Source organism: Chitinophaga sp. 180180018-3 (genome assembly GCF_037893185.1).
In the GTDB taxonomy this organism is placed as follows: Bacteria; Bacteroidota; Bacteroidia; order Chitinophagales; family Chitinophagaceae; genus Chitinophaga.
Genome location: NZ_CP140772.1, coordinates 4,887,993 through 4,908,762, shown reverse-complemented (window position 1 = coordinate 4,908,762; position 20,770 = coordinate 4,887,993). Strand labels below are relative to the sequence as shown.

Sequence of the window (20,770 nt, the reverse complement as noted above, 5' to 3'; positions counted from 1 at the left end):
AGACTAAAAGTCAATAATATGATGGCTAACTTAAATGATACAATTACCATAACTGAAAGCCAGATAGAGGCGTTCCGCAACAATGGCCATGTGCTTACCCGCCACCTGCTGTCGGCCGATGAAGTAGCGGGTTACAGAGATGTAATTAATGCGGCTGCTTACAGGTATAATACGGAGACACGCCCGCTTGCAGAGAGAGATACCTATGGCAGGGCATTTTTGCAGATAATGAACCTCTGGGAAGTAGATGCGGCCGTACGGCAATTCACGCTCGCGAAACGCTTTGCCCACGTGGCTGCCACCTTACTGGGTGTGGAAAATGTCCGTATTTATCACGATCAGGCACTGTATAAGGAGTCCGGCGGAGGAGCAACTCCCTGGCACCAGGATCAGTATTACTGGCCGCTGAATACCAATAACACGGTAACGATGTGGATGCCGTTGATAAACATCTCCGTTGATATGGGTATGTTGACCTTTGCGTCCGGGTCGCATAAGGAGGGCTTTGTGGAAAATATACCTATATCTGATGAGTCGGACGCCATTCTGGAGCATTTTATCAATGACAGAGGGTTTGCCATCAGCCGGCCGGAATATATGCATGCTGGAGATGCTACCTGGCACTACGGATGGACCCTGCACGCTGCGCCCGGTAATAAAGGTGAGGTAACCAGGGAAGTGATGACGATCATCTATTTTGCCGATGGGGCATCCGTAACATCGCCGCAGAATAAACACCAGGAAAATGACAGGAACCGTTGGCTGCAGGGGCTGGAACCAGGCGAGCCGGCAGCTTCGGAACTTAACCCGCTGATCCTCTAAGAAAATCAGTCGCAGCCCGTTTTAAAATTACTGTATGGACCTGAATTGATTTCTATAGCTGAAGGGCGACGTTTTTAAACGTTGCTTAAAAGCCCTGTGAAAATTGGAGATGTCGTTAAATCCGCTCTCAAAGCCGATTTCAGTGATGCTCTTGCTCGTTGATAACAGCTGCTTTTTGGCGTAGTCGATCCTGTAATCATTCACGGCTTCCATAAATGTTTTGCGATTCACCTTTTTGAAATACCTGCAAAATGCATTGGGCGTCATGTTGGCCGTTTGTGCGGCCATATCCAATGAAATTTTATGCTGAAAATTATCTACTATATAACCTATTACATTGCTTAATCGCTCCTTTTCACCGGAAGCCATAGAAAGGTAGGCCGATTGTTCGTCGAGCAGCAGGTATTGGGAGCTGGTCGCCATTTTTTGCAGCAGCTCCAGCAGCATCACCATTCGCTGAAACGCAACGACCTCCTGGTGTATCGCCACCAGGCTTTGCGTGATATCTGCTATGCCGCCGGTGAAATGCAGGCCATAGGCACTTTTCTTTAACAGTGTTGCAATCAGGTGTAATTCGGGCCTGTAGAAAAAATCTTTTCCCATACAATCATCCTTAAAGTGTACTACAATGGCACGCGACATTTCTTCGGCTGCAGATATATCTGTTTTCCAGCAATGAGGCAGGTTGGGGCCCAGCAACACCATGTCGCCCGATGTGTAATCGCCTGCATGATTACCTACATACCGTTTGCCTGTGCCGTTTAGTATTAATGTTAGTTCGTACTCCGGATGAAAATGGTATGGCGCCGGGAATTGTTTTTCTTCAAATTTTCTTACAAAGAATGACTGATCAACAGGAGCGGTAATGGATTCAAACGTGGCCTTCATTACTCGTATATTTTAAACACCCGTAACGAAAGTATTCCTTTTTGAGAATATCTGCAATATCGATCGCGGTTTCAGCGCTAAAAATGGCGGGTATAAATTACCTTTGGAACATATTAAAGACACGTTCGCAAATATGAAGAAATCAATTTTGCCCTTTAACTGGAAAGAAGAGTTGCATAACCTGCAGGCCGACTCAATAGGCAATGATTTATTTCTGATTGATAAACCTTCCATTTTGTCTACATTCGAACATCCGTTCAAGGTAGACGTTACTACTGCTGTTATTTGTCTGAAAGGCACTACCAAAGGGATGATCAATCTAAAACGTATTGAAACCCGGTCTCCCGCCCTGATTATTATTTTACCCGGACAGATATTGCAATATGAACATGTAAGTGAAGATTTTTCGGCACTTTTTATTGTGATGTCGCACCGCTTTACTGAAAGCCTGCATATCGATGAACGCTTTCCGGTTTTTCTGTCAATACAACAGCATCCTTATACACCACTAAACGAGCGTGAGCTGGAGGCAATTTCTGAATACTACTGGATGTTAAAGAAAACCGTTGCGAACAAAGACAATCCATATAGTATCGATATTGTAAAATACCTCACAAAAGCCTTCTTTTATGCTTTCGGTTATGATATACATTTGCGCCGGACGAGTGAAGAACAGCATAAAAGCAAGCCTCAGATCCTGGTGGAGAGATTCCTTAATATGGTACAACTGCATTATATGGAAGAACGCAGCGTAGAATTTTATGCTAATAAATTACACCTGACGCCCAAACACCTTTCCAAAATGGTCAAGGTAAATAGTGGTACGTCTGCCAGCGGGTGGATTGATAACTATGTGATACTGGAAGCCAAGGCGCTGCTTAAAGCTACCGGCTTAACTATACAGCAGGTAAGCGACAAGCTGAATTTTCCTTCACAATCTTTTTTCGGAAAATATTTCAAGCGTATAGAAGGGATATCTCCAAGTGAATACAGAAAGAGTAAATAAAGTATAGCGCCAATCTTCTAAAAGGACTGGCGCTATGGTATCTCACTAAAAAATATAGAAAATACTTGCCTGCACAGTACTATTCCTGAAGTCGCTGTTGATTTTAGAAGAACTGAATTTACCGACGTCTGTAAACCCATAATAATACCTGACCCCTATTCCCAGGCCTTTCACGGGGCCATTCCTGAATTGGTAACCTAATCCGGCAACTGCACCTCCATCAATTTTTTGCGCGAAATCACTGAACCCGGTATTTTTTGCGTCTTCTGCAAGAATATTGGCCTGTCCGCCAATTTCACCATACAGCCCGATTTTTGAATGATACTTTACCAATATCGGAACCGAAAGATAGGAGAGCTTCAGATCCTCGTTTCCTAAAGAGAATCCACTTTTTACTTTTGCTCCCTGGGTGGAGTACAGGAATTCTTCCTGAACAGACCATTTGTCTGTAAATGTATAATTGACAATTAATCCGGCATGAAATCCGGTTAAACCCTCGGTGTCAAAGTTTGCGTTGTTAAAATTGCTGTAATTGGCGCCCGCCTTGAGTCCGAAATGTAAATTTCTGAAAATGCTCTGACCAAATGATGTTTGTACTGTGACAAGAACAACAGCCGCCATTAAGAATACCTTTCTCATTTTTTTGTGTTTAAGATTTGATGCAGCAAAGGTATTGGCGATTGTAATCAGGGATAGGTCATTAGTCTTGCATTGTTGGACTATTTGGCGCTTTTTTGGGAATTGGGGGCCGGGTGCTTTGTGTCTATTTGTAGTAAAAAGATTAATTTGGTTTAGTATTTCGTTATGAGAAACAGATTACAATAAAATATATGAAATGAGAACACCATTGTTATTATCATTACTATTCATCATCCTTGTTAGCTTTCAACAACAAAAGGATCATACCCTTACACACGAATCCATCCAATTAACGACGGATAGCATTTTCAGCAGGTTAGTGAAAGTCAGGAGAGATATCCACGAAAACCCCGAATTGGCAGGCAAAGAAGAGCGGACTCAGCAAGTTATAAAGCAGTATTTGCTCGACTTAGGCCTTCAGGTTAGAACGGATATCTACGGACATAGTGTTTTAGGGATTTTGAACGGAGGTAAAAAAGGCAAAAAAATAGCCTGGCGTGCTGATATGGATGCCATTTCAAATAACTTTCCCGATAAGGTGGATTTCAGATCTAAAGTAAAAGGTGTTCAACATGGCTGCGGTCATGATATACATATAGCGATCGGATTAGGCATAGCTGATGTATTGGCAAAGCATAAAGCATCCGTAAATGGAACCGTATATTTTATATTTCAGCCTGCAGAAGAAACATTTGTAGGTGCAAAAGGGATGGTCGATAGCGGCTTGTTCGACAAAATTAAACCCGACGAAATTTATGGATTACACATAACACCCATGTCTGTTGGGCAAATAACGGTAAAGCCCAATGAAATGTATGCGCATCAAAGAAGAGTGAGGATCAAATTGAAAGATAAATTGTCCGATGAAGAGGTGAAGGCATTGACAGATAAAATTAGTAGTGCAATGGTCCGGGTGCAACCCGGTGGTAAACCCTGGGATCTGAAATATCTCCTCGACCCTCAGGTAGGGCCCGGCAATCCTAATACATTTTTTAAGGATTATTTATTTATGGCCGAAAATTCCACTAAGCATGCCGGCAATGATGAACTTTTCTTAGATGCCAGTTTTTATGAAACGAATCCGGATAATATACAGAACATCATTCCTACAGTGAGGCAGGTAGTGGAACAGAGTGGTTTTGGAGACAAATTGCTGTCGGTGTCAATGATACAGGAAAACCCAACAGTAGCGAATGATGAAAAACTAACTACTGCTGCAATAAACACCATTAAGAGAATCTACGGAAATAATGCTGTCCTTGCTGATTATGGACAAGTACCATATTCTAACGATGATTTTGCCTATTTTCAACAAAAAGTTCCTGGCGTTTATTTCTTTTTGGGTGGTTCTAATTTCGAGAAAGGGATCATCGCCAGAAATCACGCACCGAATTTCCAGGTAGATGAAGAAAGCATCAGGGTAGGTGTTCAGCGTTTTACTTCGTTGGTATTTGAAAGGCTGAAAAACTGACCAACATAATTAATTATAACCCGAATGGACCAACGTAACTGGGATGAATTTAAGTTCAGAGATTATAAAGAGACGAACCACACACCGCCCGTTCGTTATTGGCAGGAATATCTGCAACCCTGTCTGTACCTGACTATTTATTTCCACTATACCGACGATGAGCTGATACTCGACTTTTATCATCGGGCCCTGGAGCTGCTTGGGCCGGTATTCACCTTTCACAATGGTGGCACCACCACCGGTGAAATGCGTATACGAAGTAAGGAGAAAGCGCTGAAACAGTTGCCCGATTTCCTGGCGTCAAAGCAAACGTTCCTGTGGAGAAGACTGGCCAACCGTGGCGACGTGGGAATTAAAGATGATGAAGGGGGTATCGGTGATGCTTCGTTTGAATGCCAGCTCCGTAAGCATCCTGTCTCGCCAAAAAATCTAAAAGCAGATGCAGAACTGGCTGCAGGTTACCGGGCTGAATTAATAGCGGCAGGGAAGGAGCAGCTATACAAGGGTATTACAGTGAGTGAAATGGGTATTTGCATGCCGCCAGGTACTTTTACCAGCGCAGCGGCGCTGCTGGATTGGGTAAAAGGATTCCGCATATTACAAAGCGGCAGTTTTTTTTCCGCAGCTGCAGGTTATGCCATGGTGAAATGGGAAGGTTACAGCAATACAGAGGCGAAACATAAAGTGAATCGACTGCTGGCCGAACATCCCGGATTCGATTTTCGCATCCCAGGTATTGTTGTAATGCTGGGAAGGCGTTTTTCGCTGGAGAAAAACTGTTTTGTTCCTCAACTCAAACGAATTAACTGGCTGAATATCATCAATGACCGGGCGCTGGCATTGCTTGGCGGCGAAGCTGCTTTCAGAGAACAGGCTGCCCGTTATCCCGCGCTTACGCTGCATCAGCTGCCTGATGGCGGATATATTGTTCAGGCCGGAGATACGCCCGGTATCGGCGATGGCGGCAAGGCGCCTGCAGCCTACTATGATGCTGCGGCATTATTACAGCCCCTGTTGCTGGTTCCGAGAACAGAGGATTATTTAGACGCTGATGGCTGGGAATTGCATTTTCAAAAGAAGCCATAATTAAAAGGGGCCGGAGCCCCTTTTGTAAGATGCTATCCACTAGTTATTCAACTGCAGCGAAGCAGGTCCGAATTCTTCAAAATGAATAAACGCTGTATCCACGCCGTTTTCCACCAGGAACCCATAGTGTTTGGCAATAAATGGAGCAGGCCCGCAGATATAATAATCTGCATCCGTCTGTAACACATCTGCTTTGATTTCGGAAAGGTCTACCCAGCCGGTATGCTGCGCGGGGATTTCCGGTTGATCATAGAAAATATGATGGTTGAGATTAGAATAGGAATCAACCAATTTGTTCAGACGGTCTTTGAAGGCATGTACAGCTTCATTGCGGCATCCATGCACCCAGATAATAGGCGTATCTGCCCGTTTGCCGGCGAGATCTTCGAGCATGGCCATCAGTGGTGTTAGTCCTACGCCGCCACTGATAAAAACTTTAGGGCGAACGCTGTTTTCCTTTAGTGTAAACGTGCCGGCAGGCGCTGATAATTCCACTATATCTCCTTCCTGTATATGATCGTGGAGGCGGTTAGAGATCATTCCGTTGGGGTGACTGGCGCCTGCTTCCCTTTTCACCGAGATGCGGTAATATTTATCGTTGGGGGCACAGGAAATGCTGTACTGGCGGGGTTGCAGGAGATTTAGTTCAGGAAGAAACAGTTGTAGGCTGATATATTGGCCCGGCAGGAAATCTGCCACGGCGCCACCATCGGCTGGGTATAGGTAGAAGGAGGTGATCTCCGAGGATTCTTTTACCTTCTGCTTTACAATAAATGGTTTCCAGCCGGTCCATCCGGCAGATTTGCTCACCTGATTAGCATAAATATTTTGCTCATGGCCAGTCATGATGGCCGCCAGCTGTTGATAGGCAGCCGCCCAGGCATCTATCAGCTCCGGAGTGGCCGCATCGCCCAATACTTCAGAGATGGCCGCCAGCAGGTGCTTCCCCACAATAATGTAATGCTCGGGGCGTATATTCAGGCTGGTGTGTTTATGTCCGATGCTGTCTAATACCGGCATCAGTATTGCCGGATTTTCAATGTGTTCTGCATAAGCCAGTACGGCCATTGCCAGGGCAGTCTGTTGCTTGCCATTCTGCTGGTTTCCCATGTTGAATACATGTTTCAGCTCCGGATTATGGGTAAACATGCGATTGTAAAAATGGGTAGTCAGCAATACGCCATGCTCTCTGAGCGCTGGTACGGTGGCTGTTACGAGTTGTTTTTGTTCCGTCGTCATCTTATAATAAACTTTGATAATAAAAGATTTTTTTGTCCTTTATTTATACAAAAAAAACTATTTGTCAATTGCGGCACAAAGATAGGATTGGAATTATAAAAGACAAAAACATCTTTTATTTTCACTGAAAATGATGTTGAAGACCTGCATATTAAGCGTTTCCTTTTATGCGGCATATGCGCCGGTATTACCTCCGGGGAAACCAAGCTTCGTTACAACGTGGCATTTATAGCGGAAAGAGAATACGGGTGGCAATAGTGATATCCTCCGTGCTATTTTTTGCTGAAATCAGATAGCTATCAGACAACGGCACTGCCGTTCTACAGCAGGGGGGATGGTCGATTAGCCAGCTGGCCGTTTACTTATTTTATCAAAAAACAGATGTTTTTTGATTTTTTCCGAATTTTTTTCTGATTTTTTGATGGTTATCTGAAAAATAACAAGTTGAATTGAAAATATTTTACTTTTCAAACTTTTTTATTGAATTTTATCCCGTGAAAAGTACTTTTCAATAAAAATTATTAAATCATACATCAACAAAACAGAAAATCTGTATTTAATTTATGTCTTCCGTTACACAAGCAGCGGCTCAAAGCAGCCTGCTGGCAAAAGAAAAAACCATTGCCTTCATTAAGGATTATTTTTCCACACAGTTATGTAAACAGCTATCGCTGACAAGAGTAGCAGCTCCTTTGTTTGTTAAATCAGGAACAGGTTTGAATGATGATCTCAATGGAATTGAACGGCCAGTAGCCTTTCAGCTGAAAGGCGTAAATGGCGGTGTTGAAATCGTTCAGTCGCTCGCTAAATGGAAAAGAAAACGTTTACATGAGCTGGAAATAACGCCGGGCCACGGCATTATCACCGATATGCGTGCTATCAGACCTGATGAGGTTATTTCGCCCATCCATAGCTTCTTCGTGGATCAATGGGATTGGGAAAAACGTATATCCGTGTCAGATAGAAACACTGCTTATCTGAAGGAAACAGTTCAGGCTATCTATGCCGCACTCCTGGCTACGAACAACAGGCTGAAGGAAGAAGGAATACCCGGGCTGGATTTACCCGAAACCCTTCACTTCATTCACAGCGAGGAGCTGCTGCAACAATATCCGGATTTGTCGCCCAAAGAGCGGGAAAATGCCTGTGCTAAAGCGTTCGGAGCGATCTTCATCATGGGCATCGGTGCCCCACTCAGCAACAGCCAGGTGCACGACGATCGCGCTCCTGACTACGATGACTGGACCACCACTAACGATGACGGCTACACTGGCCTCAACGGCGACCTCATTATCTGGAACCCGGCGCTCAATGCAGCGCTGGAAATATCTTCCATGGGTATCCGTGTAGATGCCGCTGCACTGCGCAGGCAGCTTAAAGAAAAGAACTGTGAACATCGTGCAGAGATGGAGTTCCATAGCAACATACTATCCAGTACCTATCCACTGTCGATGGGGGGCGGTATTGGCCAGTCGAGGCTTTGCATGCTGCTGATGCAGCAAAAGCACATCGCAGATGTACAGGCGAGTGTATGGCCGGAAGCGTAGAGGAATTACGAATAATACCGGGGACCTTAGCAGATAATGGTATTATCTGCTAAGGTCTTTTTTATTTTTGTGTGTTTAGAGATATATCGTAATATTGCGATGTAAAGATGCAGATTTATGGGCGCTACCAAAACAGATTTATTTACCAAACAGCAGAATGAAATCGCCGCTATGGCCAAGGCGTTGGCGCATCCAGCCCGTATTGCCATCCTGCAATACCTGGTTAAAAAAAATGCCTGTGTTTGCGGGGATCTGGTGGAAGAATTAGGTCTGGCTCAGGCCACTACTTCCCAACATCTGAAAGAGCTGAAAACTGCCGGAATCATACAAGGCTCCATTGAAGGTGTCAGCGTATGTTACTGCATTAATCCTAAAGTATGGAAGCAGTATAAAGAGCTTTTTAACACATTTTTTAAAGACGTTGATCCGCGGAATAATTGCTGCTGATATTTTTTTGACCGGTTATATCGTAATATTACAATGGATGCAGGCATTTAATTCAGGCCAGGCATTTGTAGGAGTAATCGGACCATTGGTAGAAGTGCCTGCGCTGATAGCATTGGTGAACTTTGCTTTCCGGCTTTGGAAAAAGTGGTACGGCACGCCGGTTACAACCATAAAAGTATAAATATCTTCATCATTCTATATCTCATATCATATGAAAAAAATACTGGTCCTTTGCACTGGCAACAGCTGCCGCAGCCAGATAGCAGAAGGTTATTTAAGACACTTTGCAGGAGATAAAGCAACCATTTACAGCGCCGGTGTTGAAACTCACGGCGTAAATCCGCGGGCAATAGCTACGATGGCGGAAGATGGTATTGATATATCAGCACATACCTCTAATAATGTTACGGAGTACGAGGATATACCGTTTGATTATGTCATCACAGTTTGCGATAACGCAAAGGAGAGATGCCCTTTTTTCCCTGCCACCGCACAGAAATTCCATGAAAATTTTCCCGACCCTGCTAAGGCAACAGGAACAGAGGAAGAAGTCATGCAACAATTCCGCACAGTCAGGCAGCTGATTAAAGACTATGCAAGATCCTTTGTAGCAGCAAATCTGTAGTTGAAGTCTATTTTCGTGTATGCTTTCCCGTATTACTATTTCGCCTGTAACGCCGTTCCTTCAAAAACAACCCCTGGCCATCCGTGAGTCATGAATTGCCTGATATTCTGATGGTCTTCTCCGTCGGGATGATGTAACACCGACTGGTAATGTTCAGCGAATAAGTAAAGGGTATCTTCCTTTGACAGGTTATTCAGCTGAGCGAAAGAAAAAACTTTAGCACTGCCCTGGTTTTGCGTGGCTTCATTATATGCGTCACCGTTTTTAAAGGCGGTAGGCTGGTGATGATATTTACTTTCGATGAATGCAATGACTTCTTTAAAAGTAATGGTGTTGTCTTTTAATTTTCCGATCAGCGTTGCTAATTGCTCTTTCATGCAGTGTAATATGTTTTGTTTGCAGGTGTAAAAATAGAAATTTCGGGGAAAAGCGAATAATCTTCTAATTGACTGATTTTTAATATTGTATTAGAGCTAGATAGTTGTCTTCACAAAGAAAAAGGTAAAAAACACACTTTTTTTTCATTCCGCATAGGTATGTTCCTTCCTTCAGTATACTTCTATTATCATGGACTTACCAATTCACATCATAGAAAAGTATTTGCGTGGAGAAGCTAACGAGCAGGAAACCCGGCTGGTAAATGACTGGTTCTATTCGTTCGATGAAGAACAGGATATGCCTGATGAAGCACTGGTAGCATTAAGAAGACAGATAGGAGATAGAATACACAGCCGCCTGGATAAGAGCATCGCCTTATCCATCAGGCAGGAGCAAAAAGCTAAACGTATCAGGATACTGAGAGTTGCCGCGGCTGCCGCCGTTATACTGGGCATTGGGATATATGGATGGGTCCAGAGAAACAACGCTGATAAACCGCTACTTGCTGCTAAAACCGTAACAAAGCCGGTAGCAGTTGGAAATAACAGGGCCACGCTCATTCTGGCGGATGGAAAAAAAATTGAGCTGGATAGTACCGCTAATGGCCCCATTGATAACAAGAATGGGATGGAAGTGATAAAATCGGAAGATGGAAAAGTGGCCTATGTTTCTACCGGTCACCAGACCGGATCAGCAGCTGTTACTTATAATACCATTGTTACTCCTAAGAGCGGACAATACAGCGTTACCCTGTCGGACGGAACAAAGGTATGGCTAAATGCAGCCTCATCGCTCCGTTATCCGGTGGCGTTTAACGGGGACCGCAGGGAAGTGGAACTTTCGGGTGAAGGATATTTCGAAGTGGCTACGGCTTTGTCTGAACAAGGCAGTAAAATCCCGTTTATTGTTTCCATCCGTAATGCAGGCACGCCTGATGATATGAAGGTAAGAGTGCTTGGTACCAAATTCAATGTGATGGCGTATAACGACGAGGCTACTATAGAAACTGTTTTACTGGAAGGACGGGTGGAAACTGTTTATTCAGATAAGAATGCTTCGTTGTTGCCGGGCCTGCAGTCGACCTTAGAGAAAACAACTACCCGGTTTAAAGTATCCAAAGCCGATATACAGCGTGCACTTGCCTGGAAGAACGGAGAGTTCCGGTTCAATCGGATGGACATCAAAGGCATTATGCGGCAAATTACCCGTTGGTATGATGTATCGGTGGAGTACAGGGGGAATATGGATAATATCTACCTGTCGGGAGTCTTTTCCAGGAAAAATGAGATCAGTCAAATGCTGTACATCCTGGAAGCCACTGGTACAGCGCATTATCAACTGGAAGGAAATAAAATTATTGTGTCAACCAAATAACAATATTCCCAAAATACATTGCCAATGAATAGCACGTAAAATTCCACGAACACTCAGGTCCCAAAAAAAATCCGGAAGTGCGGTCACACTTCCGGATGGATACATTTGGACCTAAACAGCCTGTAACAATATCATCTTACAACCAATTTATCACCCAAACATCGCAAAGATATGAATCTTATTCCCATTCGGGGCAGATTTAAATATCTGAGGCCCTTTCATGCCCGTTTTTTTCTACTCATGAAGTTAATTATCTGTTTCATTCTCGTTGCCGTTTTTCAGGTGAATGCTACTACCATGGCATAAACGGTAACAATAAGAGGTGCCAACATGCCGCTGTTGAGCATATTTGAAAACATTAAATTGCAAACCGGCTATGCTTTTGTATACCAGGATGACCTGCTAAAAAAAGCGGTACCTGTAACTATTAACGAAGTAAATAAGCCACTGGAAGAAGTGCTGTTGCAGGTCTTCAAAAGCCAGCCGCTTATTTATGAGATAAAGTACAAGACAATTATTATTAAAGGCAAACCGGGGCCCGGTGCTGATGTAAGACAGGGACAAAGTTTTGTGGCCACCGGCACCGTTTATAATAATATCGGGGAACCCCTGGTGGGGGCTGCGGTAATGCTTAAAGGAACGCAGATATCCACTATCACCAACAACGCAGGCAAATTTTCTATCAAGGTGCCTGATGTAGGAGGAACGCTCGTTATAGGTTATACCACTTATATTTCTCAGGAGATCAGTGTACTCAACAGTACCCGCTTTCCCATGGATGTTATTTTGCAGCTGAATGCAAAGAGCATAGAAGAAGTAGTGGTGGTGGGATATGGTACACAGAAACGAAAATACCTGACAGGTTCTATTGCTTCTATTGGACCGAGGGAACTGAGGCAGAGTCCTGTTGCCAATATCAGCAATGCGCTGGCAGGCAGACTGCCGGGGCTGATTACGGTACAAAACAGCGGAGAGCCCGGCGCCGACGGATCCAATCTCTACATCAGAGGATTAAGTACCACAGGGAACAACAGCCCGATTATCCTGGTAGATGGTATTCAACGTTCCTTCGGCGATATTGATCCAAACGAGGTGGCAGATATCAGTATCCTGAAAGATGCTGGTTCAACAGCCATTTATGGTATCAACGGAGCAAACGGTGTAATACTGGTTACTACCAAAAGAGGAACTACCTCCAAGCCGCGTATAAATGTGACCATGCAAAACGGATGGCAGAGCCCAACGAGATTGCCGAAGTACGCCGACTCCTACGACGGGCTCTCCATGTACAGGGAAGGCCTGATGAATGACGGCCTGCCGGTGCCTATACAGTATACCGATTCTGTATTGAAGTATTATCGCGACAGGAGCAAACCGGCTTATCAGTATGTCTACCCGAATGTTAACTGGATGGACGCTATGCTGAAACCTTATTCGCTGATGCAACAGGGAAACATCAACGTTACCGGGGGGAATGAGTTTGCCAAATACTTCGTATCAATGGGGTATTTAAGACAAAACGGACTGTACAGGTATGAAGATCAGATTCAGGGCTATAATATGCAGGCCATTACCAACAAGTATAATTTCAGGTCCAACATCGATCTCCAGATTTCCAAAGATCTCAGTATGGAATTAGGGCTGGGAGCTATTGTACGGGACCGGAATTATCCGGGTGCAAATGCCGGTGATATATTTGGCGCTATCAAAGCAACACCTGCCTGGTGGTACCCGATCACGAATCCTGATGGCAGCCCTGCAGCATTTAATACTGTGCCGGCCTCTCCATATGTACAGTTAACCCAATCCGGCTATCAACGAAACTTCGAAACTAACTTACAGTCGACCGCAGGCTTTAAATGGGATATGCGCTATTTCCTCAAAGGATTAAGCTCCAGAGTAAGGCTCTCCTTTGATAATACTAACTACCGGAATGTGAAACGCGGTCTTTCTAAACGTACTTTTCTTTACAAGTTACTTCCCGGTGTAATAGCGGATACAGTTACCGACCTGGCGCGAAGTGGTACCTACCAGGTTATTGATAACGGGGATGGCACCCTGGGCTATGATGTTAATGCTAACGGTAACAGGCGTACGACTTTGGAAACATACCTTAATTATGATAATACTTTCGGACGGCATACGGTACAAGCCATGGTGCTCTATACGCAGTCATCATTCTTTGATGGAGTAGGAGGAGGGATATCAAATGCCATTCCCGGGCTTCCATATAAAAATCAGGGTGTAGTAGGAAGAGTGATGTATAACTATGATAGCCGCTACACCATACAGTTTTCCGGCGCTTACAATGGTGCTGAAAACTTTCCTGCGGGTAAACGCTTTGGCTTTTTCCCCGCTATTTCCGCAGGCTGGGATATAGCGAAGGAAAGATTTATTACATCCAGCCCAGGGTTGTCATTTATTGATCAGATAAAGATAAGAGGTTCCTATGGCGTGACGGGTACCTACGCTTTGCCGTCCGGAAGATTTTCCTACCTGAGCCAGTGGAATCCGAATGATAATAATGCAGGCTATCAATTTGGTGTGAACAGGGATGGTACAAGCTATAATGGTGCTTATGAACAGCGTCTGCCCAACCCCAATCTGACCTGGGAGAAAGGGTATAAGACGGATGTAGGGCTGGACCTTGCCTTGTGGAAGGGGGGATTGAACCTGACGGTGGAATATTTCAAGGAAAAACGTAAGGACATTCTTATTAACTCTGAACTGGTGCCTGCATCAGTGGGGCTCCTGAATCAACCTGCTTTGAATGCTGCTATTGTCAATAAGCATGGAATAGATTTGTCTGTTGAACACCGGCAGGAATTCAGGAAGCAGGGTTACGCCGTTCGTGTGAATTACTCATATGCAACTAACAGGATTGCCTACTATGCGCAACCGGATTATAAAGGCCGGGAATGGCAGGCAAGGGCCGGTACCGAAGTTGGATCTATATATGGCTATACTGCCATCGGCTTCTTCAAAAACAATGATGATATTGCTAAAAGCCCGTCACAATCGGTGTTTGGAACAGTACAACCGGGCGATATCAAATACAAGGATCTCAATGGAGATGGTATCATCAACTCCCTTGATGCGGGTTACCTGCCAGGAAAGCGCAGTCAACCTACTTCTATTTTGGGGGTAAGTCTTACTTACCACTACGCCGGCTTTGATATCAGCGTCTTATTCCAGGGTGCTTACGGTGGATCTCTATTGGTTAACGGATCAGGTATTTTTCCTTTTTCAAGATTTGCAGGTGTGCTGGCGGAAGTTAAAGATAACCACTGGGTAGCTTCCAATCCTGACGGAAACTATAAATATCCGCGCTTGTCTTCACAGGATAATACTAATAACCAGCAGAATTCCACATTCTGGATTTACTCCAGTAATTATCTCCGCCTGAAAACAGTGGAAATAGGATACAATATCCCCCGATACTGGCTGAATCATATAGGATTCAGCAATGCAAGGGTTTTTGTTAATGGTATTAATCTCATTACCTGGGATAAATTGAAAATTTTTGATCCTGAAATATCCGATGGGGGTACAGGTAGTTATGGTGGTACAGGTACTTATCCCCAGCAGCGGGTAATCAATGCAGGTCTGACTTTTTCATTTTGATAACATGAATGCAATTGGATAATTATACCATTCCCGCACTGGTTATTTGATTAACTTAAAATCAGCGACAAATGATGCGCAAATTATTATTCCACGGACTACTGCTGTTTTGCATAACAGTAATATCCTGTAAGAAATATCTGGATGTTGTACCCAAGGAGGTAGTTACTGAGAAAGATATTTACGACAATATTAACACGGCGGAACGGGCCTGGGCCAATATGTATACGTCATTAAATACAAGTTCCACAAATATTTATACCAACACTACCCTTGCTGCGTGTACGGACGAATGCAAGAACCACTGGGAAAACGTTCCTGAACTGAAGTTTAATTCCGGAGCATGGGGGCCAACAGATAACTCCCTCGATAATTGGGGAAATGCCTGGCAGTTTATCAGGAGGGCTAATATTTTTCTGAAGAATATCGATAAAACTCCTATCCCGCAAGACAGGGCAGATTATTATAGTACCCGGATTCCCCAGTATAAGGCGGAAGTACGTTTTCTCAGAGCCAAATTATATTTTGAGCTGCTCCGTGCCTATGGCCCGGTTCCTTTGCTGGGAGATGATGTTACAGATGTAAGTGCGAAAGTACCTGATGAACTGAACATCAGGAAGCCGGTTGATGATGTTGTAAATTATATAGTAACGGAACTGGACCAGGTAGCACCCACTTTGCCCGTTGACTACACCGATAATCCCGGGGAAACAGGGCGTATTACCCGCGGTGCGGCCATGGCATTAAAGGCTATTACATGGCTATATGCAGCCAGCCCTTTGTTGAATGGCAATACCATGTATGCGGGCATAAAAAATACGGATGGAACACAGCTTTTTCCGCAAGCCTACAACAAAGAAAAATGGAAGAAGGCCGCCGACGCAGCAAAAGCGGTGCTGGATATGAACGTATATACGTTAAATAACCCCAATCCAACGAATCCTATCGACAACTACGCCCGTCTGTTCTTCTCACGGGAGTATAAAGAGACCATTTTGCCCTTGTTACTGGGCTCTACCAGGGATCTGGATCAGGTTGTTCAGCCGAACGGACAGGATGCCCAGTCTGCCGGAGGATATGGTAAATTCAGCGTGTTGCAGGAAATGGTGGATGCGTATGAAATGAAAAACGGATTACCCATTACAGATCCTAATTCCGGCTATGTCAAAGACGGCTTCTGGGATGGCCCGCTATGGGATGGAAAAGCTTTCAGGCAGGCAAAGAGCGTTTCCAATATGTATAAAAACAGGGATCCGCGGTTTTATGCCAGTATCAATTTTCAGTATGCTCTGTGGGATTCTGCCAACCACAGACGGCCGTTAAAATATGCATATTTTGGAAACAATGGAGGCGCTTCCGATGGCTGGCCCAAATCAGGAACCAATTGCGAAACCGGCTATAACATGAGGAAATGGTGTGATCCGGGTGTAAACCTCCGGGGAGCAGGGAACGGTAACAGGAATTTTCCAATCATCCGGCTGGCTGAAATTTATCTTATTTATGCCGAAGCCATGAATGAATACCTGGATGCTCCCAGCCAGGACGTGTATGATGCCATCAATAAGGTAAGAGCCCGTGTATCCATGCCCGCATTGCCAGTGAACGGCACAGACGATAACACCAGGGCCGGAATGCGGAAGCGGATTCAAAATGAGTGGCGCGTGGAATTTGCCTTTGAAGGAAAACGCTTCTGGAATGTGCGCCGCTGGCTGATTGCCAGGAGTGTGGACAATGGAAGTGTACATGGTATGAATGCCCGCCCGACTACAGCTGAGCTACAGGCTACCGGACTTGATCCTAACAGCGAGGCAGCAGGCGTTGCCGTATTTTACAGCCTCACTACTATACAAACCCGTGTATTCCTGGACCGGCATTATCTCATGCCAATTCCCCAGTCAGAAATAGATAAAGGAGGAGGGAAGCTGGTGCAGAATTTAGGGTGGTAGGGATAAAGAATTACGAATTAAAAATTACTGGTGTCCGGTAAAACTTAGGCTTGATCAAAAAGCCTAGGTTTTACGGGCATAAAAGATTCAAAAAAGGGATATTTAAAGTTCCAGGCCCCTATGTGACAAATAGCAAAAGCGGAGAATCTTTAGCTTTATACTGATTGAACCTGTCTAAAAGACTTTTTTCGGCCGCCGTGATAAAGGCTTTAAGGTTCATATAAGTCATCATATGTAGCCTGACCATACTAACCAGATTAGAAAAGGACCATTTGCATTTGTAGTTAGAGCTGATTACTTTAAGAATAAGATCAGCAATCATTACACACCAGATTTGTATTTTAATAGCATTGGGGCTATCTCCCAGAAAGTATCTAAGGGGATAATTTTGCTTTAGCCGCTTAAATAATAATTCAATCTGCCACCTTTTATGATAACAATCAGCTATAGTAGCAGGTTTGAGATGAAAATCATTAGTTATAAATTCAAAGATATGGCCGCTTTTTTTGTCCTTATAAGTAATAAGTCGGGCCTTTACCTTAGCATTTTTTTTATTATGATTATGTCCTAACTCAATTTCCCGGTCAGCTAAAACCCCCTTGTTTACCTGCGACTCACTGATGGGACGATCTTCGATAATTGTATGAATGGAACTATCGATGTTACGGGTTATCCATGTAATGGCTCCTTCATCCAAAGTGTTATAAGCACTATAGTCTCTGTATCCTTTATCAAATACCAGGATTGACCCGGCAGGTAACACCACTTTTTTAAGAAAGGAAACATCAGCTTTGGCAGCAGCGCTGAATCTAACCATACAGGGTACATCCTGATCGCTTCTCATTAAAGTGTGTACTTTAATACCGCCTTTGCGTCTTCCATCCATATCAGATTTACCTGCCCCTTTTAATATCTGCTGAAACAGGCTGATAGTGGTAGAATCAAACAGATAAAGTTTTGATGCCAGTTTTGCCGGCCGGCTGTCCGGTAAAAATTGTCCATACCGCTTTAATAGTTCCAGGTAGATGGCTTCAAAAACTTTTGTACCTCTACGTATACTGGCATCAGAAATAGTACTCCTTCTGGGCGGATGGGTGATGCCCAGATGGGCTAGTCGGTGCTCCCAGGCCAGCATGCCTGTAGTAACCTCCCGCAAGGAGCTACACTGATTAATTATACTGTAAAGTAGCGTCACCAGATGATCATAGGTCTTGAATCGCTTACAGCAACGATCTGCCTGATAGTGAATGGCTAATTTGTTCACCAGCGGTCTGGGAATAAAAGAAAGTAACTGACTAAATATCGGCTGTCCGGTAAAATATATACCTTTACTCATGGTACTTTTTTTAAGTGTGGTAACTTGAAAATACCAAAAAACGGGGACGATTGTCCCCGTTTTTATTCATTGACTTCTTTTTTTCCCCGGACACCAATGATTAAAAATTACGAATTACGAATTAGAGCGAAGACCCAAGCGGATAATATTGAAGTGCCCCCAAAAAGTTAGACACTTTATGGGGGCATTTTTATGGATAAGCGAATCAAATACAGTTTAGCACAAAAGCAAATAGCAGTTAAGTCCGTACTGTCAGGTCATGACACATTTAGCTCAGCTGCCCGCAAGATCGGAGGCACCGATACCACAATTCACCGTTGGGTCAATCTTTATAAGCTTCATGGACAAGCAGGATTACAGCAGCGCCCAGGTAATTATACAGGAACATTTAAATTCCAGGTGCTCCAGTATATGTTTGAAAAGGGGTTATCTTTAATGCAAACAGCCATGATTTTTGGTATTACCCAGGATAATATAGTTGGTCGATGGCTTAAAAAGTATGAACGAGAGGGAGCTGCCGGGTTGTTAAAAGAGACAAGAGGCCGAAAAAGTTCGACGATGACAAAAAAATCGAAAAAGAGTAAAAAACCAGTAACAGATCCAACACAGGCCAAACTAGCGGCTTTAGAGGCAGAGCTGTTGTATTTGCGGGCGGAGAATGCCTACCTAAAAAAGTTGGATGCCTTAATTCAGGAAGAAAAAGCCGCTCAGGATCAAAACAAGCGGCAAGAGCCATCAGAGAATTAAGGCCGCATTATTCATTGGAGTTACTGCTGAAGGTGGCAGGGATGGCTCGAAGTACTTATTATTACTATCTCAAACAAGTGTCAGTACCTGATAAACATGCCATATTAAAAGGAGCAATAACAGCGCTTTACCATCAGCATAAAGGTAGATATGGCTACAGACGCATAACAGCAGCATTGAGGCGATCAGGCAGGGAAATTAATCACAAGACAGTACTGAAAATGATGAGGGCCTGTAATTTGAAAAGCCTGGTCAGGGTAAAAAAATACAGATCTTATAAAGGGCAGCAGGGCAGAATCGCGCCCAATCTGCTAAAGAGGGATTTTAAAGCAGAGAAGCCCTGCCAAAAATGGGTTACAGATGTAACCATGTTTATGGTAGGAGATCAAAAGCTCTATCTTTCTCCTATAATGGATCTGTACAATGGGGAAATAGTAAGTTATAGTCTATCGGAACGCTCCACCTTTCAGCCAATCATTGATATGCTTCAAAATGCCTTCCCCAGGCTGCCTACCGATAGCAAACTGATATTACACTCTGATCAGGGATGGCAATACCAGATGAAACAATATCAAAAGATGCTGATTGACTGCAATATCGAGCAGAGCATGTCTGGAAAAGGTAATTGTTTGGACAATGCTGCTATGGAGAGTTTCTTTAGTGTCCTAAAAACAGAGTTGTTCTATCTTGAAAAATTTGACTCTATTACAGTCTTAAAACAGCAGATTGAAGAATATATTGGCTACTACAATAACGATAGAATCAAACTAAAATTAAATGGCCTGAGCCCTGTAAATTACCGAACTCAGGCCATTTAACTTAATCTCTTTAATTTTAAAAAACGTCTAACCTTTTGGGTTCACTCCATATTGTAGGTAGATATTATCCGCTTGGGTCTTCGCTCTAATTCGTAATTCGTAATTTTTAATTCGTAATTCTTAAGAGTTATCCCAGGAATGTAAACAGCATATGCTTAAGTCTGAACTTTAACCGCTCCAGGGCCTTATGGATCTGGTTATCCACTGTTTTCTTGCTGATTTTCAGTATTTGCGCTATTTCCTTTGAAGTCATTCCTTCTTCCCGGCTGTATTGAAAAATGAGCTTGCATTTTTCCGGTAGCAGGTCTATTTCTTTGTATACAAGTTCCAGTATTTTCCTGTTGTGTACCGCGTTGCTGATTTCGGGCACCAGTTCCGGAGGGTCAGCTATAGCAGCATCCCTGGTATATTTCCGGGCATAAGCTTTCTTCCTGATTTGTGTTAGCACCTGGTATTTGACTGCGGTAACGAGGTAGTTTTCGAATTGATTGATGGCAACTTTCTTCCTGTTGTTCCATAAACTCAGGAATACATCGTGCACCACGTCTTCCGCTGCCACTGCATCTTTCAGATGCTTGTTAGCAACATTGAATAACTTCTCCCAATACCGTTTGTATAAATCGTTAAATAAATCTCTATCGCCCGTGGATAAAAACGCTCCTAGTTCTTCAGAAGTGGACATAAATATAACAACCTATATTGATACGCTAATATAACTAACAAACAATTGGAGTATTAAAAAAGGAATTTCGTAACAATACAAATATAGTGAATAAT

Annotated in this window: 19 protein-coding genes; 13 read left to right on the top strand and 6 right to left on the bottom strand. The window is 43.7% G+C overall.

The window, feature by feature from the left end; all coding sequences use genetic code 11:
* The first annotated feature begins 18 nt into the window (after positions 1 to 18).
* The gene (locus tag UNH61_RS19095; RefSeq protein WP_326993585.1) at positions 19 to 822 is read left to right on the top strand and encodes a phytanoyl-CoA dioxygenase family protein; all 804 of its coding nucleotides are present in this window, start codon (positions 19 to 21) and stop codon (positions 820 to 822) included.
* Between the two features lie 27 nt (positions 823 to 849).
* Here UNH61_RS19095 and UNH61_RS19090 read toward each other — a convergent pair whose 3' ends face one another.
* On the bottom strand, positions 850 to 1,710 hold the full coding sequence (locus UNH61_RS19090; RefSeq protein ID WP_326993584.1) for an AraC family transcriptional regulator: 861 nt from the start codon (positions 1,708 to 1,710) through the stop codon (positions 850 to 852).
* A 133-nt stretch (positions 1,711 to 1,843) separates the two neighbouring features.
* Here UNH61_RS19090 and UNH61_RS19085 point away from each other — a divergent pair, with 133 nt between their 5' ends.
* Positions 1,844 to 2,716, top strand: coding sequence for a helix-turn-helix domain-containing protein (locus UNH61_RS19085; RefSeq protein ID WP_326993583.1), 873 nt, complete (start codon positions 1,844 to 1,846; stop codon positions 2,714 to 2,716).
* 45 nt (positions 2,717 to 2,761) lie between these two features.
* Here UNH61_RS19085 and UNH61_RS19080 read toward each other — a convergent pair whose 3' ends face one another.
* Positions 2,762 to 3,355 (bottom strand): porin family protein, encoded by a 594-nt coding sequence (locus tag UNH61_RS19080; protein WP_326993582.1) that lies wholly within the window; start codon positions 3,353 to 3,355, stop codon positions 2,762 to 2,764.
* 196 nt (positions 3,356 to 3,551) lie between these two features.
* Between UNH61_RS19080 and UNH61_RS19075 the strand changes: the two genes are divergently transcribed.
* Together UNH61_RS19075 and UNH61_RS19070 are read left to right on the top strand one after the other, a co-directional pair.
* Complete coding sequence (locus tag UNH61_RS19075; protein ID WP_326993581.1) at positions 3,552 to 4,826, top strand: M20 family metallopeptidase; 1,275 nt, start codon at positions 3,552 to 3,554, stop codon at positions 4,824 to 4,826.
* A 24-nt stretch (positions 4,827 to 4,850) separates the two neighbouring features.
* Entirely contained in the window at positions 4,851 to 5,912 is a 1,062-nt protein-coding gene (locus tag UNH61_RS19070; RefSeq protein ID WP_326993580.1) for a type VI immunity family protein, read from the top strand.
* Between the two features lie 39 nt (positions 5,913 to 5,951).
* Here the strand turns inward: UNH61_RS19070 and hmpA are convergent, their stop codons facing one another.
* Complete coding sequence (hmpA, locus tag UNH61_RS19065) at positions 5,952 to 7,151, bottom strand: NO-inducible flavohemoprotein (protein WP_326993579.1); 1,200 nt, start codon at positions 7,149 to 7,151, stop codon at positions 5,952 to 5,954.
* Positions 7,152 to 7,714: 563 nt separating this feature from the next.
* Between hmpA and asnA the strand changes: the two genes are divergently transcribed.
* The 4 genes from asnA to UNH61_RS19045 all read left to right on the top strand — a co-directional run bounded on the left by asnA (position 7,715) and on the right by UNH61_RS19045 (position 9,770).
* Positions 7,715 to 8,698: an aspartate--ammonia ligase gene (gene asnA / locus UNH61_RS19060; RefSeq protein WP_326993578.1), complete on the top strand. Its 984-nt coding sequence runs from the start codon at positions 7,715 to 7,717 to the stop codon at positions 8,696 to 8,698.
* Between the two features lie 117 nt (positions 8,699 to 8,815).
* Positions 8,816 to 9,145, top strand: coding sequence for a metalloregulator ArsR/SmtB family transcription factor (locus UNH61_RS19055; protein ID WP_326993577.1), 330 nt, complete (start codon positions 8,816 to 8,818; stop codon positions 9,143 to 9,145).
* Between the two features lie 37 nt (positions 9,146 to 9,182).
* Positions 9,183 to 9,326, top strand: a complete 144-nt coding sequence (locus UNH61_RS19050; protein ID WP_326993576.1) for a hypothetical protein — start codon at positions 9,183 to 9,185, stop codon at positions 9,324 to 9,326.
* Positions 9,327 to 9,356: 30 nt separating this feature from the next.
* Entirely contained in the window at positions 9,357 to 9,770 is a 414-nt protein-coding gene (locus UNH61_RS19045) for an arsenate reductase ArsC (protein WP_326993575.1), read from the top strand.
* Between the two features lie 35 nt (positions 9,771 to 9,805).
* On the opposite strand, the gene UNH61_RS19040 is transcribed toward UNH61_RS19045, so the two are convergent.
* Complete coding sequence (locus tag UNH61_RS19040) at positions 9,806 to 10,147, bottom strand: HopJ type III effector protein (protein WP_326993574.1); 342 nt, start codon at positions 10,145 to 10,147, stop codon at positions 9,806 to 9,808.
* A 190-nt stretch (positions 10,148 to 10,337) separates the two neighbouring features.
* Between UNH61_RS19040 and UNH61_RS19035 the strand changes: the two genes are divergently transcribed.
* The 3 genes from UNH61_RS19035 to UNH61_RS19025 all read left to right on the top strand — a co-directional run bounded on the left by UNH61_RS19035 (position 10,338) and on the right by UNH61_RS19025 (position 17,092).
* On the top strand, positions 10,338 to 11,522 hold the full coding sequence (locus UNH61_RS19035) for a FecR domain-containing protein (protein ID WP_326993573.1): 1,185 nt from the start codon (positions 10,338 to 10,340) through the stop codon (positions 11,520 to 11,522).
* 339 nt (positions 11,523 to 11,861) lie between these two features.
* On the top strand, positions 11,862 to 15,146 hold the full coding sequence (locus UNH61_RS19030) for a TonB-dependent receptor (RefSeq protein WP_326993572.1): 3,285 nt from the start codon (positions 11,862 to 11,864) through the stop codon (positions 15,144 to 15,146).
* Positions 15,147 to 15,217: 71 nt separating this feature from the next.
* On the top strand, positions 15,218 to 17,092 hold the full coding sequence (locus UNH61_RS19025) for a RagB/SusD family nutrient uptake outer membrane protein (RefSeq protein ID WP_326993571.1): 1,875 nt from the start codon (positions 15,218 to 15,220) through the stop codon (positions 17,090 to 17,092).
* A 118-nt stretch (positions 17,093 to 17,210) separates the two neighbouring features.
* On the opposite strand, the gene UNH61_RS19020 is transcribed toward UNH61_RS19025, so the two are convergent.
* Positions 17,211 to 18,428, bottom strand: coding sequence for an IS4 family transposase (locus UNH61_RS19020; protein WP_326993570.1), 1,218 nt, complete (start codon positions 18,426 to 18,428; stop codon positions 17,211 to 17,213).
* 192 nt (positions 18,429 to 18,620) lie between these two features.
* On the opposite strand from UNH61_RS19020, the gene UNH61_RS19015 reads away from it, so the two are divergent.
* On the top strand, positions 18,621 to 19,175 hold the full coding sequence (locus tag UNH61_RS19015; protein WP_326990557.1) for a helix-turn-helix domain-containing protein: 555 nt from the start codon (positions 18,621 to 18,623) through the stop codon (positions 19,173 to 19,175).
* 14 nt (positions 19,176 to 19,189) lie between these two features.
* A complete protein-coding gene (locus UNH61_RS19010) occupies positions 19,190 to 19,993 on the top strand; it encodes an IS3 family transposase (protein WP_326990558.1) in 804 nt (267 codons plus the stop codon).
* Between the two features lie 127 nt (positions 19,994 to 20,120).
* Here UNH61_RS19010 and UNH61_RS19005 read toward each other — a convergent pair whose 3' ends face one another.
* A complete protein-coding gene (locus UNH61_RS19005) occupies positions 20,121 to 20,675 on the bottom strand; it encodes an RNA polymerase sigma-70 factor (RefSeq protein WP_326993569.1) in 555 nt (184 codons plus the stop codon).
* Positions 20,676 to 20,770 lie beyond the last annotated feature (95 nt).

Excerpts from the sequence above, each read along its gene's own strand:
- UNH61_RS19020 (WP_326993570.1), bottom strand. The coding sequence starts at position 18,428 with ATGAGTAAAGGTATATATTTTACCGGACAGCCGATATTTAGTCAGTTA.
- UNH61_RS19015 (WP_326990557.1), top strand. The coding sequence starts at position 18,621 with ATGGATAAGCGAATCAAATACAGTTTAGCACAAAAGCAAATAGCAGTT.
- UNH61_RS19025 (WP_326993571.1), top strand. The coding sequence starts at position 15,218 with ATGATGCGCAAATTATTATTCCACGGACTACTGCTGTTTTGCATAACA.
- UNH61_RS19070 (WP_326993580.1), top strand. The coding sequence starts at position 4,851 with ATGGACCAACGTAACTGGGATGAATTTAAGTTCAGAGATTATAAAGAG.
- UNH61_RS19095 (WP_326993585.1), top strand. The coding sequence starts at position 19 with ATGATGGCTAACTTAAATGATACAATTACCATAACTGAAAGCCAGATA.
- UNH61_RS19035 (WP_326993573.1), top strand. The coding sequence starts at position 10,338 with ATGGACTTACCAATTCACATCATAGAAAAGTATTTGCGTGGAGAAGCT.
- UNH61_RS19040 (WP_326993574.1), bottom strand. The coding sequence starts at position 10,147 with ATGAAAGAGCAATTAGCAACGCTGATCGGAAAATTAAAAGACAACACC.
- asnA (WP_326993578.1), top strand. The coding sequence starts at position 7,715 with ATGTCTTCCGTTACACAAGCAGCGGCTCAAAGCAGCCTGCTGGCAAAA.
- UNH61_RS19045 (WP_326993575.1), top strand. The coding sequence starts at position 9,357 with ATGAAAAAAATACTGGTCCTTTGCACTGGCAACAGCTGCCGCAGCCAG.
- UNH61_RS19005 (WP_326993569.1), bottom strand. The coding sequence starts at position 20,675 with ATGTCCACTTCTGAAGAACTAGGAGCGTTTTTATCCACGGGCGATAGA.
- UNH61_RS19050 (WP_326993576.1), top strand. The coding sequence starts at position 9,183 with ATGCAGGCATTTAATTCAGGCCAGGCATTTGTAGGAGTAATCGGACCA.
- UNH61_RS19055 (WP_326993577.1), top strand. The coding sequence starts at position 8,816 with ATGGGCGCTACCAAAACAGATTTATTTACCAAACAGCAGAATGAAATC.
- UNH61_RS19075 (WP_326993581.1), top strand. The coding sequence starts at position 3,552 with ATGAGAACACCATTGTTATTATCATTACTATTCATCATCCTTGTTAGC.
- UNH61_RS19080 (WP_326993582.1), bottom strand. The coding sequence starts at position 3,355 with ATGAGAAAGGTATTCTTAATGGCGGCTGTTGTTCTTGTCACAGTACAA.
- UNH61_RS19085 (WP_326993583.1), top strand. The coding sequence starts at position 1,844 with ATGAAGAAATCAATTTTGCCCTTTAACTGGAAAGAAGAGTTGCATAAC.
- UNH61_RS19090 (WP_326993584.1), bottom strand. The coding sequence starts at position 1,710 with ATGAAGGCCACGTTTGAATCCATTACCGCTCCTGTTGATCAGTCATTC.
- hmpA (WP_326993579.1), bottom strand. The coding sequence starts at position 7,151 with ATGACGACGGAACAAAAACAACTCGTAACAGCCACCGTACCAGCGCTC.